Source organism: Spirillospora albida (assembly GCF_000718255.1).
Classification (GTDB): domain Bacteria; phylum Actinomycetota; class Actinomycetes; order Streptosporangiales; family Streptosporangiaceae; genus Spirillospora; species Spirillospora albida.
Map to the genome: position 1 here is coordinate 58,517 of NZ_JOFJ01000016.1, position 16,483 is coordinate 74,999.

The window sequence follows — 16,483 nt, forward strand, 5'->3', positions numbered from 1 at the left end:
ACTTACACTGAGGGCCATGAGCGATGGACTGTTCCACGACGACGACCTCATCCGCGTCATCAGCCGCGAGGGCGCGCTGATCGCGGCCGGCGGGGCGGCGTCCCTGCTCCAGACCGCGCACCCCAAGGTCGCCCAGGGTGTGTTCGACCACAGCTACACGGCCGAGGACCCCGTGCGCCGGCTGCGCAACACGATGGGCTGGCTCTACGTCGTGCAGTTCGGCACCCGGGAGGAGGCCGAGACGCTCAGCGCCTTCGTCACCAAGGGGCACGACTCCATCACCGGCCCGGACTACCAGGCGAACGACCCCGAGCTCCAGGTCTGGGTCGCGGCCACCCTGTTCGCCGTGGCGACGCAGTTCTACCAGCTGCTGTTCCGCCGGAGGTTCACCGAGCGGGAGCTGGAGGAGTACTACGGCCAGACGAAGATCTACGCCACCATTCTCGGCTGCCCCGAGGAGCGGATGCCCGCGACCTACCGGGACTTCCGCGAGTACTACGCGAACATGGTGAACACGCTGCGGATCTCGGACGTCTCGCGCGCCGTCGCCGAGCAGGTCCTCGACCCGAAGGTCCCCGCGGGCCTCCTCGCCGCGCCCGGCCTCGCCGCCGTCCGGCTGATCACCGCCGGGCTGATGCCGGCGCCCCTGCGCGAGCAGTACGGGTGGAAGTGGAACGCGGCGCGCGAGCGGCGCTTCCACCTGCTCATGAGCGCGCTCGCGGTCGTCTACCCCCGGCTGCCGCTGCGCGTCCGGACGATGCCGCGCGAGTACTACCTGTTCGCCACCCGCCGGATGCTGGCCAAGATGAGCAGGACGCGCCGTCCCGCCATCACGGTCCGCACCAACGAGTCCGCCGCCTGACACCCGAGCCGCACGCGCCCGCCTCCTGAAGGCGGGACGGCCGCGCGCCCCCGGAGGGGCGCGCGGCCGAGGTCCGGGGCCCCCGAACCCGGCCCGGCCGGGGACCCCGGTCACCGGGCGCCGCCCGTCCGCCCGCTCCCCCCAGAGCCTGAGGAGGAACCCGGCGTGGGCTACGCCTCGTCCAGCGGCAGGACGACCCGGAACGTCGCGCCCGGCGCCCCACCCGCCTGCCCGCCCACGGACTCGCCCTCGACCGCCATGCCGCCGGACTCGACCTCCACGGCTCCGCCGTGCGCGGCGACCAGGGCCGCGACGATCGCGAGGCCGAGGCCCGTCCCGCCGTCCTCCCGCGAGCGCGCGCTGTCGACCCGGTAGAACCGCTCGAACACCCGCTCCCGCTGCTCGGGCGACAGCCCCGGCCCCCGGTCCGCGACCGCGAGCACCGCCGCCGGGACGCCGCGCAGCGTCCCCGGCCCGAGCCGCACCTCCACCGGTGAGCCCGCCGGCGTGTGCGCGAGCGCGTTCGACAGCAGGTTGCCGAGCACCTGCCGCAGCCGCGGCTCGTCCCCCCGCACCTGGTACGCCAGCCCGCCCTCGACCGACAGGCCGATCTCCCGGTCCGGCGCGAGGACCCGGGCCTCCTGGACGGCGTCCGCCGCGACCGCGAGCAGGTCAACCGGGCGCCGCTCGATCGGACGCTGCCGGTCCAGCCGGGCCAGCAGCAGCAGGTCCTCCACGAGCAGCCCCATCCGCGCCGCCGTCTCCTCGATCCGCCCGATCAGCCGCCCGGTCTCGGCGGGATCGCGGGCCGCGCCCTGCCGGTAGAACTCGGCGAACCCCCGGATCGCGGTCAGGGGCGTGCGGAGCTCGTGGCTCGCGTCCGCGACGAACCGCCGCATCCGCTCCTCCGAGCGCAGCGCGTTCTCCTCCGACCGGCGCGCCGCCGCCTCCGACTCCGCGCGCGCCCGGAACGCCGCCTCGATCTGCGTCAGCATCGCGTTGAGCGACCGGCCGAGCCGCCCCACCTCGGTGCCCGGATCGTCCTCCGGAACGCGCCGCGACAGGTCACCGGCGGCGATCGCCCCGGCGGTCTCCTCGATGGCCGACAGCGGCCGCAGGCTCGCCCGGACGACCCACACGCCGAGCCCCGTCAGGCCGGCCAGCACCACCAGCCCGACGATCACGTCGATCGCGACCAGCCGCCGCACGGTGCGGCGGATCTCGTCCATGTTCAGCGCGAGGACGATCACACCGCCCGGGATCGGCTCCGCGAGCACCCGCCACGCCGCCGTCGAACCGCCCGCCCCCCGCACGGTGAACGGCCTGCCCAGCCGCGTGCCGAGATCGGCGGGCAGCCGCGGGTACCCGGCCAGGCCGATCGCGGCGGTCGCCGTGATCTCGCGCCCCGACGCGTCCCGCAACTGGCCGTACATCTCGCTCGGGATGCGGATCGCTACCCGTTCCCGGCCCCGCCTGAGCTGCGGGACGACCCGGTCGACGACCTGCGCCGCGGACGTGCGCAGCTGCTCGTCGGCCCGCCCCACGAGGTACCGCCGCAGCGCGGAGGCGCTCGCCCCGCTGATCACGATCATGCCGAGCGTGACGAGGACGAGCATCCCCGCGATCAGCTTGACCCGCAGCGGCGCCCGGTACCGCGAGACGCCCGCCGTCACGTCCCGCCCGGGGGCTCGCGCAGCACGTAGCCGACGCTGCGCAGCGTGTGGATCAGGCGCGGCTCCCCGGTGTCGACCTTCCGCCGCAGCGCCGACACGTACGACTCGACGATGCCCGAGTCGCCCTGGAAGTCGTAGTTCCACACGTGGTCGAGGATCTGCGCCTTCGACAGGACGCGTCCCGCGTTCGCCATGAGGTACCGCAGCAGCTTGAACTCGGTCGGCGACAGCTGCACCGGACGGCCGTCCCGCCACACCTCGTGGCTCTCCTCGTCCAGCTCCAGATGGGCGAACACCAGCCGCGGCGGCGGCTCGGCGCCCCCGCCGCGGAACCGCCGCAGGACCGCCCGGATCCGGGCGACGACCTCCTCCAGGCTGAACGGCTTGGTGACGTAGTCGTCGCCGCCGATCGTGAGGCCCTTCACGCGGTCCTGCACGGCGTCCCGGGCGGTGAGGAACAGGATCGGGGTGCGGTCGCCGCCGGACCGCAGCCGCCGTGCCACATCGAACCCGTCGATGTCGGGCAGCATCACGTCCAGGATGATCAGATCGGGCCGGTGCCGCCGCGCCGCCCGGATCGCGTCCGCGCCGTTCGACGCGGTGACCACCGCGAAACCGGTGAAGCGCAGGCTGCCGGCGAGCAGTTCAAGGATGCTGGGCTCGTCCTCGACGACGAGCAGCATCGCCTCCGGCGTCCTGCCGCTCGTTTCCGGTTCGATCACGAATCACTCTCCACGCGCGGAGGTTCGCATCCCGACCTGAAAGTCCCCTGAACGCGAGCCGAGGAACCCCTGAGGGCCGGCGCTCAGGTGCGGAGCGAGCGGATGGCGCGCATCGCCTCGCGCCGCGTCTCCCCGGACAGGACGTCGATGTAGACGCGTCCGTCCAGATGGCCGCACTCGTGCTGGAGGCAGCGCGCGAAGTAGCCGGTGCCCTCCACCCGGACGGGACGGTTCCGCGCGTCGACGCCCTCGACGACGGCGCGCGCGTGGCGGGGCGTGTCGAAGCGGAGGCCCGGGACGGACAGGCAGCCCTCGGACGCGACGAGCAGCTCGCCGTCCGCCTCCGTCAGCACCGGGTTGATCACGTGGCCGACGTGCCGGCGGCCGTCGTCGTCCTCGCAGTCGTAGACGAACACGCGCAATGCGACGCCGATCTGGTTCCCGGCGAGCCCGGCGCCGTTCTCGGCGTACATCGTCGTGAACATGTCGTCGATCAGCCGTTCCAGGGACGCGTCGAACGCCCGGACCGGGTCGCACTCGGTGCGCAGGACCGGGTCGCCGAGGATCCGGATCGGACGGGTGGCGCCGCGCGGGTGGCTGCGTGCTGTACTCACCACGGAATCCTACAAAAACGGCGACCCGGGGCGCCTCGGCCGTCCACCGGCCGGGCACCCCGGGTGACCGCGACGTTCCGGCGACCCCCCGCCGGGAGCGGCCGTCAGTGCGGGTCGAGCGGGCCGCGCGGCTGCGGCGGGACGATCGGCCCCGGCCCGGTGGAGGACGAGCCGGACGGCCCCGCGGGACCGGACGGCTCGCCCGGGCGCGGCGCCGGCTTGGCCGGGGTCACGAGCGGCGTGTCGCCCCGGGTCGGCTCCGGGGCGGGCTTGGCCGGGGACGGCGCCGGGGCCGGCGGCTGCGGCGCGACGTGCTTCGGCGCGGACGCGGGCGACGGCGCGGCCGGCGCTGCCGGCGCGGCCGGGGCGGGCTTGGGCGCCGCCGGGACGGGCTTGGGCCCGGTCGCGGAGGCGCCGCCGGACGGGCCGGACGCGGCGGGCTTGCGCGGGGCCTGCTGCCGGACGGCGTCCTCGACCATCTTCTCCAGCGGGCCGGCCTCGTTCTCGGCCGTCAGCAGCCGGTGCAGGGTCTCGCTGATCTCGGTGAGCCGCTGCAGCGCCTGCGTGTGGTTCTTGGTCAGCGCGGTGAGCCGCTGCGTGGCGCCCTCGTTGATCACGCTGGCGCGCCGCTCGGACGCGGTGAGCGTCCGCTCGGCCTCCAGCCGGGCGCTGGTCACCGTCTGCTCGGCCTCGTGCTTGGCCGCGGACAGGACGCCGTCGGCCTCCTTCTTCGCGGACGCGAGGACGTGGTCGGCCTTCTCCTGCGCCTGGGCGAGGTTCCGGTCGGCGTGCGAGCGCGCCTCGTCGATGATCCGCTGGGACTCGCGGTCGGCGCTCTCGCGGATCTGGGCGCCCTTGGCCTCGGCCTCGGAGACCTTCTCCTTCGCCTCGTCCTCGGCGAGGTTGATGATCTGGCGGAGCCGGTCGCTCAGGTCGTCGCCGGTCGGCTTGCGGGCCTCCCGCAGCTCGGCCATCTCGCGGCGGATGCGCTCGGAGTCGTCCTGGGCGCGGGCGAGGCGCGCCTCCAGCTCGCGGTGCTTCTGCTGGGCACGGGCGATGTAGTCGTCGACCTGGCGGCGGTTGTAGCCGCGCATCACGATCTCGAAGGACTCGTCTTGGAGGAGGTTCGGCAGGATTTCCGCTTCGTTGCTCATAATGCCTTGGGGGGTCGTTGGCGGGGGTATCACCCCGTCAGGATCGGTGGGCGTCCTCGCCTGAGGGCGAGCGTAGGCCGCTAGGGAAACGTCAGGTCCGACTGTGTCCGTGTCAACCCCTTCCGCGCAACCGGAACGCGGTTCTCGCTGCGCTTTCTTCGTCCGGGGCAAGGGGACAAACTACCTAATCAACCCCTAAATCGCACAACCTCCGGGCGGGCCGACGGCCGCGTCCGGCGCCCGGGAGAGGGGCGGCCCGCCACCCGTCCGGACCGGCCCCTAGCATCGCCCCCATGACGCAGCCTTACATCGGGTCCCTGGGCGAGGACCGGCCGAACATCCACCCCGGAGCCTGGGTCGCCCCCGGCGCCGTCGTCGTCGGGAAGGTCACGCTCGGCCACGCGTCCAGCGTCTGGTACGGGTCGGTGCTGCGCGCCGACGACGAGGTGGTCGTCGTCGGCGACGAGGTCAACATCCAGGACCTCTGCTGCCTGCACTCCGACGGCGGCAAGCCCGCGATCCTCGAGGACCGCGTCAGCCTCGGCCACAAGGCCATGGTCCACGGCGCCCATATCGAGCACGGCGCGCTCGTCGGCATCGGCGCGATCGTCCTGAACGGCGCCCGTGTCGGCGCCGGGTCGCTCATCGCCGCCGGCGCCCTCGTCCCGCCCGGCAAGACGATCCCCTCCGGCGTCCTCGTCGCCGGGACGCCCGGACGCGTCGTCCGCGAGCTCAACGACGACGACCGGTTCGTCCTCAACTACACCGCCGACACGTACGTGGAGAAGGCCGCCCGCCACAGGGGCGCCGTCTGGGAGTGATCCCGCCGCGCGAATGAAAGGCGGCTGACCAGGGCGGACGGTGCTTCCGCGGTGGTCTGGTGGGCTCTGGGGCCGGTCCCCTGATTACGATGAACGCGTGGTGTGGGGACCGGGCTATGGCGGAGCTCCGGCGGCCGGCCCCCGGACGGGGCCGGATCCGTTCGCGGAGGCGGAGCGCGATACGAGGGCGATGGTGGCCGCCGCGTGGTGGCCGTCGGCGCCGCCCCAGCAGCGCCAGCACGCGATCGCGGGCCGCATGCTCGTGCTGCCCGACGGCACGTGGTGGCTGTTCGGGGCGTGGGCGCGCTGGTACCGGCTGCATCCGTCCGACGGGCAGTGGTACCTGTGCCCGCCGCCGTACGCGCCGGGCGTCCGGGCCGCGGCGCGTCCCGCGCAGGGGCAGGGCCGGGTCCCGGCGCTGCCGCCGCACGTCGTGCCCGCCGGGCCGGACTTCGCCTACGACCCGCCCCCCGCGCTGCCGTTCGTCGCGCACGGGTTCGCGGCCGATCTGACGTCCCGCGTCCGCGCCACGGTCGAGTCGGCCGCCGCGCTGGCCGCGCCGGACTACCCGCACCGCTGGTCGCCGTTCACGGCGGAGACGCCGTCGACCGTCGTCGCGGCCTGGGGCGTGATGCTGTGGTCCGCGCCCGCGCCCGCCTTCGACGCGCGGCTGGACGCCCAGATGCTCGACCTGTGGTCGCCGTACCGGTCCAAGCCGCTCCCGGCCGTGGACGGCCCGCGCTGGCTCACCCCGCCGACCCTCGAGTCGCTCGTCGGGCTCTACGCCGAGCGGCTGCGCGCCGGCAACGTCGATGCCGCCGTCGTCGTGCTCCGGACGATGTGGGCCATCGCGAGCATCCTCCGCGACGACGTCCGCTTCCAGATGCGGGCGGACGCGCTGCTCGCGATCCTCGGCGCGACGCTCGAGAACCCGACCGTCGACTACGGCGCCCTCCCGTACGGCGACCAGGCGCTCGTCCAGCAGTGGCTCACCCGCTGCCCGCCGGGCCTCGTGCCCGCCCTCCGCAACGAGAGCTCGCCCGGCGACGCCTTCCGGCACGCGTTCTACACCCTCGGCGAGGTCATCGCCCCGCTCGCGGGGGACCCGTCCGACCCCGCCCACATCGAGCCCCGGCTGGTGGCCGCCGCGCTCCTCGCCGCCGACCTCGGCGTGGTCCGCAAGGACGTGGCGAACTCGATCGTCCCCTGGCTCGACCCCGAGATCCGCTACACGGTGCAGGCGGTGTCGGAGCAGAAGGGGCATCCGCTGCGCCGCCTCTGGCCGTCGGACATGCGGCTCCCGGAGCCGCTGCGATCCGGCACCGGGTCGGGGTCGGCGGCCGAGACGCTCCTCGCCGCCATGTACGCGGCCGACCTGGCCTGGTGCCGCCTCGGCGGGATGCCGGCGCGGCCCCGCGGCTTCCCCGTCCCGACCGCCGTCATCGCCGCGATCGTCGGACGCTCCCGCGCCCGCGCCACGGTCGTCACGCAGGCGCCCACGCCGCAGCCGAGCCCGGCTCCCGCCTTCAACCCGCACTCCCCGCCGTTCGGCGTGAGCCAGCCGGGCATCCCGCCGGGACGGCCGCCGCAGCCGCCCGCGCCCGCCCAGCCGGACCGCCCGTTCGTCCAGCCGCCGGCGCAGTCCCCGGTCGAGGAGGAGGAGCCGCAGGAGTCGTTCGTCCCGCCGTACACGCAGCTCGGCTACCAGAAGCCGGGCTTCCAGGCGCCGCAACCGCCGCCGCCGAACCCTCAGATCGTCCGGCAGCCCCCGGTTCCGCCGCCGAACCCGCAGGCCGCCCCGCAACCCCCCGCTCCGTCGCCGAGCCCGCAGGTCTTCCAGCAGGCCCCGGCTCCGCCGTCGAACCCGCAGGCCGCCCCGCGGCCTCCCGCTCCGCAGGCGAGTCCGCAGCCCGCCTTCGACCCGCTCGCCACGCGCATCGAGGACGGGGCGCCGCCCGAACCGCCGCCCCCGGTCCGGCCGGCTCCGGCGGGCCCGCCCGGCACGCGTGTCCTCGGCCCCGACGCCCTCGACGGCGAGCCCGCCGCCGGGGACGCGGGCCCGGCCGCACCCGCTCCGGCGGGCGGGCCGGGAACGCGGGTCATGTCCGAGACGATGATCGGCGACTTCGGGTTCCTGGAGGACGCGCCCTCGCCCGAGCGGCCCGTCCACGAGATCCCGCCGCCCGAGGACCGGGGCCACCGGCCCACGCTCGAGCGGTTCGGCATCACCTTCGTCTGCGGCGAGCACGACGCGGGGGCGCTCCTGGACGCCGTCCGCGCGCAGGCGGAGGCGTGGAACGCCCCGCTCGACCCCGAGCTGGAGGCGACCCGCGTCGACGGCGCGCCGAGCTCGATCCGGCCGGGCGTGCCCGGCGTGCTGCTGGTCGGCGCGCCGCATTCGGGGCAGCGCCGCCTCGCCCGGATGATCGCGCTGACGCTCGCCGAGGCCGGCATGGGCGACGGCGCCATCCGCGCCCACGACGCCGACGACGTCCGTGACGCGCCCGCTGAGCGCATGGCGGCGATCCTGGCGCAGCCGGGACCGGTGATCCTCTTCGAGCGGCTGGACGTGGCGATCAGCGGCGCGCAGGACCCGGCGGCGCTCGTCGGGGCGGTGCGCCGCGGCCGCCGCGACCCGGTCAACACCGCGCCCGTCATCGCGACGTGCGAGCCGCAGGCGTACAAACGGCTCCTGAAGGAGCACCCGAAGCTGGTGCAGTCGTTCCGGGTGCACCGGCTGCCCGACCTGAGCGGGCTCGACAACCGCATGACGCTGTTCCACGTCCTCGCCGACGAGCGGCGGGTCACGATCGGCGCGTCGGCGCTGGAGGCGGCGCGCGCCGACCTGGAGCGGCTGCGCGGCCCCGGCGACCTCGTCAACGCGCGGCTGGTCGAGGCGTACCTCGACCAGGCGAGCCGCCGGAACATGGAGCGCGCGGGCGCGTCCCACGACCGGCTGGTCCTCACCCCCGACGACCTGGCGGGCGTCGCCGAGAGCATCGAGCCCGCGCTGCGTCCGCCCGGCGACATCGACGGCTACCTCGCGCGGCTCGACCGGCTCATGGGCCTGGAGGACGTGAAGGAGGCCGTCCGGGAGCTGGCGGACGAGGCGGCGCTGGCCGCCGACCGCGCGCGGCACGGCGTGCCGTCCGCGGTGGCCCGTCATCTGATCTTCACCGGGCCGCCCGGCACCGGGAAGACGACGGTGGCCGGGCTGCTCGGCGGCGTCCACGCGGCGCTCGGGCTGCTGGAGTCCGGCCATGTGGTGGCGTGCCGTCCGGTCCATCTGGCGGGACGCGACCAGGCCGACACCGAGCGCCGGGTGGCGGGCATGGTGGACCAGGCGCTCGGCGGCGTGCTGCTGATCCAGGAGGCGCACCTGCTGGACCGGAGCCCCGCCGTGGTGCGGGAGCTGATGCGGCACCTGTCCGAGCGCGGCGTCCGGTTCATGGTGGTGTGCTCCAGCCCGAAGGCGGAGATGGAGGGGTTCCTCGCGGGCAACCCCGCGTTCCGCGCGGAGTTCGGCCGGATCGTCGAGTTCACCGGGATGGCCGACCGCGAGCTCGTCCGGCTGTTCCAGAACTACGCCGAGCGCGACCTCTACATGCTGGACGAGGAGCTCCGCGTCGAGCTGCTCACCCGGTTCGAGCGGCTGCGCGACGACCCGGCGTTCGCGTACGCGCGAACCGTCCGCGCGCTGTTCGAGCAGACCGTCGCGCGGCAGGCGGCGCGGCTGTCGGGCGCCGACGTCAACGCGGCGACCGTGGCGCGCCTGACCGTCCGTGACCTGCCCGAGACGGCGCTGGAGCAGATGCTGGGCGACTTCCGGCCGGGAGGCTAGCCCGCCCGGAGGTCCGGTGGACGGCGTCGCCGACCGATGGTCAGGGAGGACCATCGGCAAGGGTGGCCCATGAATGGCCCTCTTGGGTCATGTGCCCGGAGGGGCCGGGCGCGTAGCCTCGATGTGGGTGTGGGGAACGTAACGAGGTGGACGGAGGTGGACGCGGTGCGCCAGAACCTGGATCTGCGCGTCCATGACCGCGTCGCCCTGGACGAGATCGAACTCTATGCCGAGATGCTCAGCGCGGTGGCCGACGCCGAGCGGCCGCTGACCGTCGCGGAGATCGACGTAGTGCTCGGTGTGCGTTCGGGTGAGCCCGGTCGTGAACTGACCCCGCAGGACTGAGCCGCCGCATCGGGCCCGTGGCGGAAACCGGCCGGCGGCCCGCGCGGCGCGCCCCGCGCCGCCGCCGTGGACCAGCGCCCGGCGCGGCGCGGTTCAGGAGATCTGGTAGCCGGCCTCGTCGATGGCGGCCCGCAGCGCCGCGTCGTCGAGCTCATCGCCGCGGACGGTCACGGACTTGGCGTTCACGTCGACCTCCACCTCCACGACTCCCGGGACGTCGCTCACCTCGGCCGTGATGGCGTTCACGCAGTGTCCGCAGCTGATCCCCTGCACACTGTAACGAATCTCACTCATCGTCATCATCATCACTCCCCGTGTTGATCCTTCCCCCGGGGGGAGAGTACGCCACAGGCCCGTGGACATAGCGTTCCGACCTCGGTGTACCGCGCCTGTTCCCGGGCACGCTTCGAGGTGCGAGGATGGTGACCAGCAGTCGAAGCTGGGGCAAAGGTTCTATTCACGGCTGGTAGCGCCTACGATCCTCCACGGACTGTTCCGGCCCCTTCAGGAGAACGACGTGCGCTTGCGTCTCACGCCGCGTGAGGACAGCTTCTACGACATGTTCGCCGACTCGGCGAACAACCTGGTCACCGGCGCCAGGCTGCTCGTAGAGCTCATCAGCGACGGTGCCGATCGCGCGGCCATCGCGGAGAAGCTGCGCGCCTGCGAACACGCGGGCGACGAATGCACTCACGCGATCATGCGGCGATTGAACGAAACGTTCATCACCCCGTTCGATCGCGAGGACATCTACCGGCTGGCCTCGTCGATCGACGACGTCATGGACGAGATGGAGGAGGCCGCCGACCTGGTCGTCCTCTACGAGATCGACGAGTTCCCCAAGGGGATCGTCAACATGGTGGAGGTGCTCGAGCGCGCCGCCGAGCTGACCGCCGAGGCGATGCCCCGGCTGCGCTCCATGAAGGAGCTCAACGAGTACTGGATCGAGATCAACCGGCTCGAGAACCAGGGCGACCAGGTGTACCGCAAGCTGCTCGCGCAGCTGTTCGGCGGTGACTACGACACCCTGACGGTGCTGAAGCTGAAGCAGGTCATCGACCGGCTGGAGGACGCGGCCGACGCGTTCGAGCACGTGGCCAACACGGTCGAGACCATCGCGGTCAAGGAATCATGAGCGGGACCCGCGAACCGGGGGCGACGCTGGCGAAGGTCCCGGGGGCGGATCCGTCCCTGGCCGAGCAGGCGACCCGGCGCGTGCCGGGCAAGGCGTGGCTCGGGCTGCTGGTCGGCGTTCTGCTGGTCACGGCCGCCGGCGCGGTGGGCCTGCGGGCCGACGCGCAGATGGCCGTGCTCATCCTGGTCATCGTCATCGCGCTGGTCTTCGACTACACCAACGGCTTCCACGACGCGGCGAACGCCATCGCGACCTCGGTGTCGACCCGGGCGCTGACACCCCGGGCCGCCCTGGTGATGGCCGCGGTGATGAACCTGGTCGGCGCGCTCCTCGGCGTCGAGGTCGCCAAGACGGTCAGCGACGTGATCACTCCGCCGACCGGGCTGCACGGACTCACCGTCGTCGCCGCGGGCGTGCTCGGCGCGATCACCTGGAACCTGATCACCTGGTACTTCGGCCTGCCGTCGTCCTCCTCCCACGCCCTCATCGGCGGAGTGGTGGGCGCCGGTCTCGCGTCGGCGTCCACGGTCAGCTGGGACACGGTCGTCGAGAAGGTCGCCATCCCGATGGTGGTCTCGCCGGTCACCGGGTTCTGCCTGGCGTACCTGGTGATGGTGGCGGTGCTGTGGATCTTCCGCCGCGCCCACCCGGGCCGCGTCGGCCGCCGCTTCCGCATCGCGCAGTCGGTGTCGGCGGCGTCCATGGCCCTCGGCCACGGCCTCCAGGACGCGCAGAAGACGATGGGCATCATCGTCCTCGCGCTGGTCACGACCGGGCACTCCGACGGCGACTCGGTGGACCTCTGGGTCATCATCGCCTGCGCGGGCGCGCTGTCCCTCGGCACCTACGCGGGCGGCTGGCGCATCATGCGGACGCTGGGACGCAAGGTCATCGAGCTGGACCCCCCGAAGGGCTTCGCGGCCGAAGCGACCGCCTCGACGATCCTGTACCTGGCCGCCTACGTCTGGCACGCTCCAATCTCCACCACGCACACGATCACGTCCTGCATCATGGGCGTCGGGGCGACCAAGCGCCTGTCCGCCGTCCGCTGGGGCGTGGCAGGGAACATCCTCGTGGCGTGGATCCTCACGATGCCCATGGCCGCGGCCGTGGCGGCGGCCGTCTATGGGGTCGTCCACCTCTTCGGCGGCTGATCCAGGGGAGCGATCGCCTGAAACCCCCTGCCAGATCATGCGACCTCCGCGCCCCACGGGCACGGAGGTCGCACGACGCGTGACCGGTGGCCGCGGTTCAGGCCGCGGCCGGTCGGGCGAGGCCGCTCAGCCGCCGGAGATCCGGTTCAGGGGCGGCGGGGACACCGTGCCCTGGGCCGTCAGGTAGGCGACGAAGCCGTCCAGGTCGATGGGGCCGAGGACGGGGTTCTTGTCGTCGGTGAAGACGGTGAAGCCGTCGCCGCCGCCGAGCAGGAAGTTGTTCGCGGCGACCTTGTAGGTGGCGGCCGGGTCGACGGGGGCGCCGTCGACCGTGATGGCCGAGACGCGGTCCCCGACCGGCCGGGAGCGGTCGATCGTGAAGCGCAGGTTGGCCGACGGCTGCAGGATCTTCTCGCCCGCCGACGTCCACTGCTGCTCCAGCAGCGCGTCGAGCCGCTCGCCGGTCAGTGACGCCACGCCCACGATGTTGCTGAACGGCTGCACGGCGAACGCCTCGCCGTACGTCACGACGCCGTCGCCCTCGGATCCGCTCGCCTTGTGGACGAGGTCGGTCCGGACGCCGCCCGGGTTCATCAGCGCGACCTGCGCGCCCCTGTCCCTCATCGACGCGAGCTGCGCGTCCGCGACGAGGTCGCCGAGCGCGGTCTCGCCGGCCGGGGACGGCTTCCGGGTGATGTCGGCGGTGATCTTCCCGACGGGCCTGTTGGCGACGGGCGCGACGCGGTCCTTCCACCTCTGGACGAACTTCTCCGTCGGCCGGTGGGGGCGCACGTCGCGGGTCACGACGCGGTTGTCGCCGGCGAGGGTGGAGCGCACGATGTCGCCCGTCCGGCGGTCGACCCTGAAGTCGACCTTGGTGATGACGCGGCCGAACGAGGAGCCGGACGAGTAGAGCCGCGGCCGCCCGTCCGGGCCCTGCACGGAGCAGACGTACTGCTGGTGGGTGTGGCCGGACAGGACGACGTCGATGTCGGGGTCGGCCTTCTGGGCGATGGCGGTGCCGACGCCGGGGACGGTGCCGCACTCGTCCGGCTTGGACCCGGGCTTCACCTGGTCGCCCTCGTGGACGAGCAGGACCATCGCCCGGACGCCCCGCCGCCGCAGCTCGCGCGCCGACCGGTTGGCGGCCTCGACCTCGTCCTGGAAGGTGAGGCCCTTGACGCCGTCGGGGGTGACGATGGTCGGCGTGGTCTTGGTGACGACGCCGATGATGCCGATGCGGGCGCCGTTGACGCGCCGGATCGTCCACGGCTTCATGACGGGACGCCCGGTGGCCTCGTGCAGGACATTGGCCGACAGGTAGTCGAACTTCGCGCCGCGCCACTTCCCGGCGGGGGAGCAGCCGTCGACGGGGTGGCAGCCGCCGTGCTGGATGCGCTTCAGCTCGCCGAGGCCCTCGTCGAACTCGTGGTTCCCGACGGCGGAGGCGGTGACGCCGATGTCTCCGAGGAACTGGACGGTCGGCTCGTCGTGGTACGCGGCGGAGATCAGCGGCGAGGCGCCGATCAGGTCGCCCTGCGCCACGGTCAGCGTGTTGCGGTTCCGCAGCGCCTTGAGGTGCGCCGCGATGTAGGCGGCGCCGCCCGCGGGGACGGTCGCGCCGCTCTCGTCGACAGCGGTGCCGGAGCTGCCGGACGGCGGCTCCAGGTTGCCGTGGAAGTCGTTGAGGGCGAGCAGGCGGACCGGCGTCGTCGGGGCGGGGCCCGCCGCGGCCGGTGGTGCGGCCAGGCCGGCGGCCGCGATCGTCGCGGCGGCGCAGGCCAGAAGGGTGCGTGGTCGGCTCATGGGGAGACGGTAGAGCCGTCCGGCGTCCAGGTCCCAGCTGCATGATGACGGTTTCGTGACGGTTTGATCAGATTTGGCGCCCTCTAGGGTTGGACCATGGACGCGAACGCGATCGAGCAGGCCCTTTCCGTCATCGCAGCGGCGGCCGAGGCCGACGGGGTCGGCCCCCTCTCGGAGCACGCCCTGCTCGCGCTGCGCGCCGGCCGGTCCGGACTGACCGCCGCGCAGGACGGGCGGGTCGTCGGCTACGCGCACCTCGACCCCGCCGGGAGCGGCGAGCCCGCGTCCGGGGAGATCGCCGTCCATCCCGACTTCCGCCGGAAGGGACACGGCCGCGCCCTTCTGCACGCGCTGCGGGACCGGGCGGGCGGGCCGCTGCGGGTGTGGGCGCACGGCGACCTGCCCGCCGCCGCCGCGCTCGCCGCGGCCGAGGGGATGCGCCGGGGCCGCGTGCTGCTGCAGTTGCGCCGTCCGGCCGCCGGCGCGCTGCCCGGCGTCGGCGTCGCGCCCGGGGTGACGCTGCGCGCGTTCGAGCCCGGCCGCGACGAGCAGGCGTGGCTGCGGGTCAACGGCCGGGCGTTCGCCGACCACCCCGAACAGGGTGCCTGGACGATCGACGACGTCCTCGCCCGCGAGGCCGAGGACTGGTTCGACCCGGCGGGGTTCTTCCTCGCCGAGCGCGACGGCGCCGTCGTCGGCTTCCACTGGACCAAGACGCACCCCGGCGGCATCGGCGAGGTGTACGTCGTGGGCGTCGACCCGGACGCGCGAGGGCTCGGCCTCGGCCGGACGCTGACGCTCGCGGGGCTGCACCACCTCCGCGACGCCGGGCTCGACCGGTTCATGCTCTACGTGGACGAGTCGAACACCGCGGCCGTCCGCCTGTACGACTCCCTGGGCTTCACCAGGCACGCCGTCGACGTCATGTACGAGACGCGCGGCTGACTGCCCGGATCATCCGGCCCGCAAACCTGTATGGGCAGGTCCCAGCGGGGTTTTGACCTTTGTGAGCTGCGATGTTAACCCGGCGGCCATCACAAATCCGAATGTTCTTCGCGACCCTGCCCGGGGTCGTTCATCGTCCGTTCACCCGAGGCGGGGGTGTCTGGTCACCTCCGCTCTTTAGCGTCTCCCTCGACGGTGACCCCGCCGGCCTGGACCAACGGCCAGCTCCCCCGGGGGAATCCGCCCAACGAAACTAAGAGGAGACCCTCCGGTGAAGAACGGATCCCGACTTGCCGCCCTCGGCGGCGTGGTCATCGCGGGGGCGCTCGCCCTCACCGCCTGCGGGAGCGACGAGAACCCGGCCAGCGGCAAGAACGTCGTGCCGTCCGGTGACATCGACTGCGCCAAGGCGAGCGTCAACGCGGCCGGGTCCAGCGCCCAGAAGAACGCCGTCGAGGAGTGGACGAAGATCTACGCCGCGAAGTGCGCGGGCGCGAACCTCAACTACCAGCCGAGCGGCTCCGGCGCCGGCATCCAGGCGTTCAGCGCCGGCCAGGTGGCCTTCGCGGGCTCGGACTCGGCGCTCAAGGACGACGAGATCGCCAAGGCCAAGCAGCGCTGCCAGGGCAACCCCGCGCTGAACCTCCCGATGGTGGTCGGCCCCGTCGCCGTCGTCTACAACCTGGACGGCGTGGACGGCCTCAAGCTGTCCTCCGAGACGATCGCGAAGATCTTCTCCGGGAAGATCACGAAGTGGAACGATGCAGCGATCGCCGCCGAGAACGCGGGCGCGAAGCTGCCGGCGACCGCCATCAAGCCGGTCTACCGTTCCGACGAGTCGGGCACCACCGACAACTTCACCAAGTACCTCAACACCACGGCCCCCTCCGTCTGGACGTGGGAGCCCGCCAAGAAGTGGCCGAACTCCACCGGCCAGGGCGCGCCGAAGTCCGACGGCGTCACCGGCCAGGTGAAGAACACCGCGGGCGCCGTCTCCTACGTCGAGATGTCGTACGCGACGCAGAACAACCTGCAGACCGCGCAGGTGAAGAACGGCGCCGGCGAGTACACCGCCCTGTCGCCCGACAGCGCCTCCAAGGCCGTCGCGGGCGCCAAGGTCGTCGGCACCGGCAACGACGTCGCGCTGAAGATCGACTACACGACGAAGGAGCCGGGCGCCTACCCGATCGTCCTCGTCACCTACGAGATCGCGTGCGAGAAGGGCCTGCCCGCCGAGCAGGCCAAGTTCGTCAAGTCGTTCCTGACCTACACCTCCAGCGCCGCCGGCCAGAAGGTCCTCACCGACATCGGCTACGCGCCGGTTCCGCAGAGCGTCCTCACCAAGGTCCAGGCGTCCGTGAAGGCCCTGTCCTGACCACTGAGCACGGCACCAGCAGCCCCGCCGCCGACG

The 16,483-nt window shown here is 73.2% G+C and carries 14 protein-coding genes; 8 read left to right on the forward strand and 6 right to left on the reverse strand.

What is annotated here, in order from left to right:
- The first annotated feature begins 16 nt into the window (after positions 1 to 16).
- Entirely contained in the window at positions 17 to 862 is an 846-nt protein-coding gene (locus IE99_RS0121005; RefSeq protein ID WP_030173440.1) for an oxygenase MpaB family protein, read from the forward strand.
- A gap of 170 nt (positions 863 to 1,032) precedes the next feature.
- Here the strand turns inward: IE99_RS0121005 and IE99_RS0121010 are convergent, their stop codons facing one another.
- The 4 genes from IE99_RS0121010 to IE99_RS29550 form a co-directional block, all read right to left on the reverse strand.
- Positions 1,033 to 2,535 (reverse strand): sensor histidine kinase, encoded by a 1,503-nt coding sequence (locus IE99_RS0121010; protein WP_030173443.1) that lies wholly within the window; start codon positions 2,533 to 2,535, stop codon positions 1,033 to 1,035.
- Positions 2,532 to 3,218, reverse strand: coding sequence for a response regulator transcription factor (locus tag IE99_RS0121015; RefSeq protein ID WP_030173446.1), 687 nt, complete (start codon positions 3,216 to 3,218; stop codon positions 2,532 to 2,534). The genes IE99_RS0121010 and IE99_RS0121015 overlap by 4 nt, the downstream gene beginning before the upstream one ends.
- A 122-nt stretch (positions 3,219 to 3,340) precedes the next feature.
- Complete coding sequence (gene def / locus IE99_RS0121020) at positions 3,341 to 3,871, reverse strand: peptide deformylase (protein ID WP_245623295.1); 531 nt, start codon at positions 3,869 to 3,871, stop codon at positions 3,341 to 3,343.
- 104 nt (positions 3,872 to 3,975) lie between these two features.
- On the reverse strand, positions 3,976 to 5,025 hold the full coding sequence (locus IE99_RS29550; protein WP_084219738.1) for a coiled-coil domain-containing protein: 1,050 nt from the start codon (positions 5,023 to 5,025) through the stop codon (positions 3,976 to 3,978).
- Positions 5,026 to 5,318: 293 nt separating this feature from the next.
- Between IE99_RS29550 and IE99_RS0121030 the strand changes: the two genes are divergently transcribed.
- The 3 genes from IE99_RS0121030 (at position 5,319) to IE99_RS0121040 (ending at position 10,032) form a co-directional block, all read left to right on the forward strand.
- Complete coding sequence (locus IE99_RS0121030; RefSeq protein ID WP_030173458.1) at positions 5,319 to 5,846, forward strand: gamma carbonic anhydrase family protein; 528 nt, start codon at positions 5,319 to 5,321, stop codon at positions 5,844 to 5,846.
- Positions 5,847 to 5,943: 97 nt separating this feature from the next.
- On the forward strand, positions 5,944 to 9,687 hold the full coding sequence (locus IE99_RS33480) for an EccA family type VII secretion system protein (RefSeq protein WP_157610422.1): 3,744 nt from the start codon (positions 5,944 to 5,946) through the stop codon (positions 9,685 to 9,687).
- 156 nt (positions 9,688 to 9,843) lie between these two features.
- Complete coding sequence (locus tag IE99_RS0121040; protein WP_342666236.1) at positions 9,844 to 10,032, forward strand: hypothetical protein; 189 nt, start codon at positions 9,844 to 9,846, stop codon at positions 10,030 to 10,032.
- A 93-nt stretch (positions 10,033 to 10,125) separates the two neighbouring features.
- Here the strand turns inward: IE99_RS0121040 and IE99_RS0121045 are convergent, their stop codons facing one another.
- Positions 10,126 to 10,335 carry a heavy-metal-associated domain-containing protein gene (locus tag IE99_RS0121045; protein WP_037559868.1) on the reverse strand — a complete coding sequence of 70 codons (210 nt, stop codon included), beginning with the start codon at positions 10,333 to 10,335 and terminating at the stop codon, positions 10,126 to 10,128.
- 214 nt (positions 10,336 to 10,549) lie between these two features.
- On the opposite strand from IE99_RS0121045, the gene IE99_RS0121050 reads away from it, so the two are divergent.
- Both IE99_RS0121050 and IE99_RS0121055 read left to right on the forward strand, forming a co-directional pair.
- A complete protein-coding gene (locus IE99_RS0121050) occupies positions 10,550 to 11,167 on the forward strand; it encodes a DUF47 domain-containing protein (protein WP_030173467.1) in 618 nt (205 codons plus the stop codon).
- Positions 11,164 to 12,321: an inorganic phosphate transporter gene (locus tag IE99_RS0121055; RefSeq protein WP_084219740.1), complete on the forward strand. Its 1,158-nt coding sequence runs from the start codon at positions 11,164 to 11,166 to the stop codon at positions 12,319 to 12,321. The genes IE99_RS0121050 and IE99_RS0121055 overlap by 4 nt, the downstream gene beginning before the upstream one ends.
- 126 nt (positions 12,322 to 12,447) lie before the next feature.
- On the opposite strand, the gene IE99_RS0121060 is transcribed toward IE99_RS0121055, so the two are convergent.
- Positions 12,448 to 14,127: a bifunctional metallophosphatase/5'-nucleotidase gene (locus IE99_RS0121060; protein ID WP_030173473.1), complete on the reverse strand. Its 1,680-nt coding sequence runs from the start codon at positions 14,125 to 14,127 to the stop codon at positions 12,448 to 12,450.
- 96 nt (positions 14,128 to 14,223) lie between these two features.
- Here IE99_RS0121060 and mshD point away from each other — a divergent pair, with 96 nt between their 5' ends.
- Positions 14,224 to 15,072: a mycothiol synthase gene (mshD, locus tag IE99_RS0121065; protein WP_030173477.1), complete on the forward strand. Its 849-nt coding sequence runs from the start codon at positions 14,224 to 14,226 to the stop codon at positions 15,070 to 15,072.
- A 271-nt stretch (positions 15,073 to 15,343) separates the two neighbouring features.
- The gene (pstS, locus tag IE99_RS0121070) at positions 15,344 to 16,447 is read left to right on the forward strand and encodes a phosphate ABC transporter substrate-binding protein PstS (RefSeq protein WP_030173479.1); all 1,104 of its coding nucleotides are present in this window, start codon (positions 15,344 to 15,346) and stop codon (positions 16,445 to 16,447) included.
- Positions 16,448 to 16,483 lie beyond the last annotated feature (36 nt).

What these genes read in the sequence shown, in the direction of transcription:
- IE99_RS0121005 (WP_030173440.1), top strand. Translation starts at nt 17, where the DNA reads ATGAGCGATGGACTGTTCCACGACGACGACCTCATCCGCGTCATCAGC.
- IE99_RS0121015 (WP_030173446.1), bottom strand. Translation starts at nt 3,218, where the DNA reads ATGCTGCTCGTCGTCGAGGACGAGCCCAGCATCCTTGAACTGCTCGCC.
- IE99_RS29550 (WP_084219738.1), bottom strand. Translation starts at nt 5,025, where the DNA reads ATGAGCAACGAAGCGGAAATCCTGCCGAACCTCCTCCAAGACGAGTCC.
- IE99_RS0121030 (WP_030173458.1), top strand. Translation starts at nt 5,319, where the DNA reads ATGACGCAGCCTTACATCGGGTCCCTGGGCGAGGACCGGCCGAACATC.
- IE99_RS0121045 (WP_037559868.1), bottom strand. Translation starts at nt 10,335, where the DNA reads ATGATGACGATGAGTGAGATTCGTTACAGTGTGCAGGGGATCAGCTGC.
- IE99_RS0121055 (WP_084219740.1), top strand. Translation starts at nt 11,164, where the DNA reads ATGAGCGGGACCCGCGAACCGGGGGCGACGCTGGCGAAGGTCCCGGGG.
- IE99_RS0121060 (WP_030173473.1), bottom strand. Translation starts at nt 14,127, where the DNA reads ATGAGCCGACCACGCACCCTTCTGGCCTGCGCCGCCGCGACGATCGCG.
- mshD (WP_030173477.1), top strand. Translation starts at nt 14,224, where the DNA reads ATGGACGCGAACGCGATCGAGCAGGCCCTTTCCGTCATCGCAGCGGCG.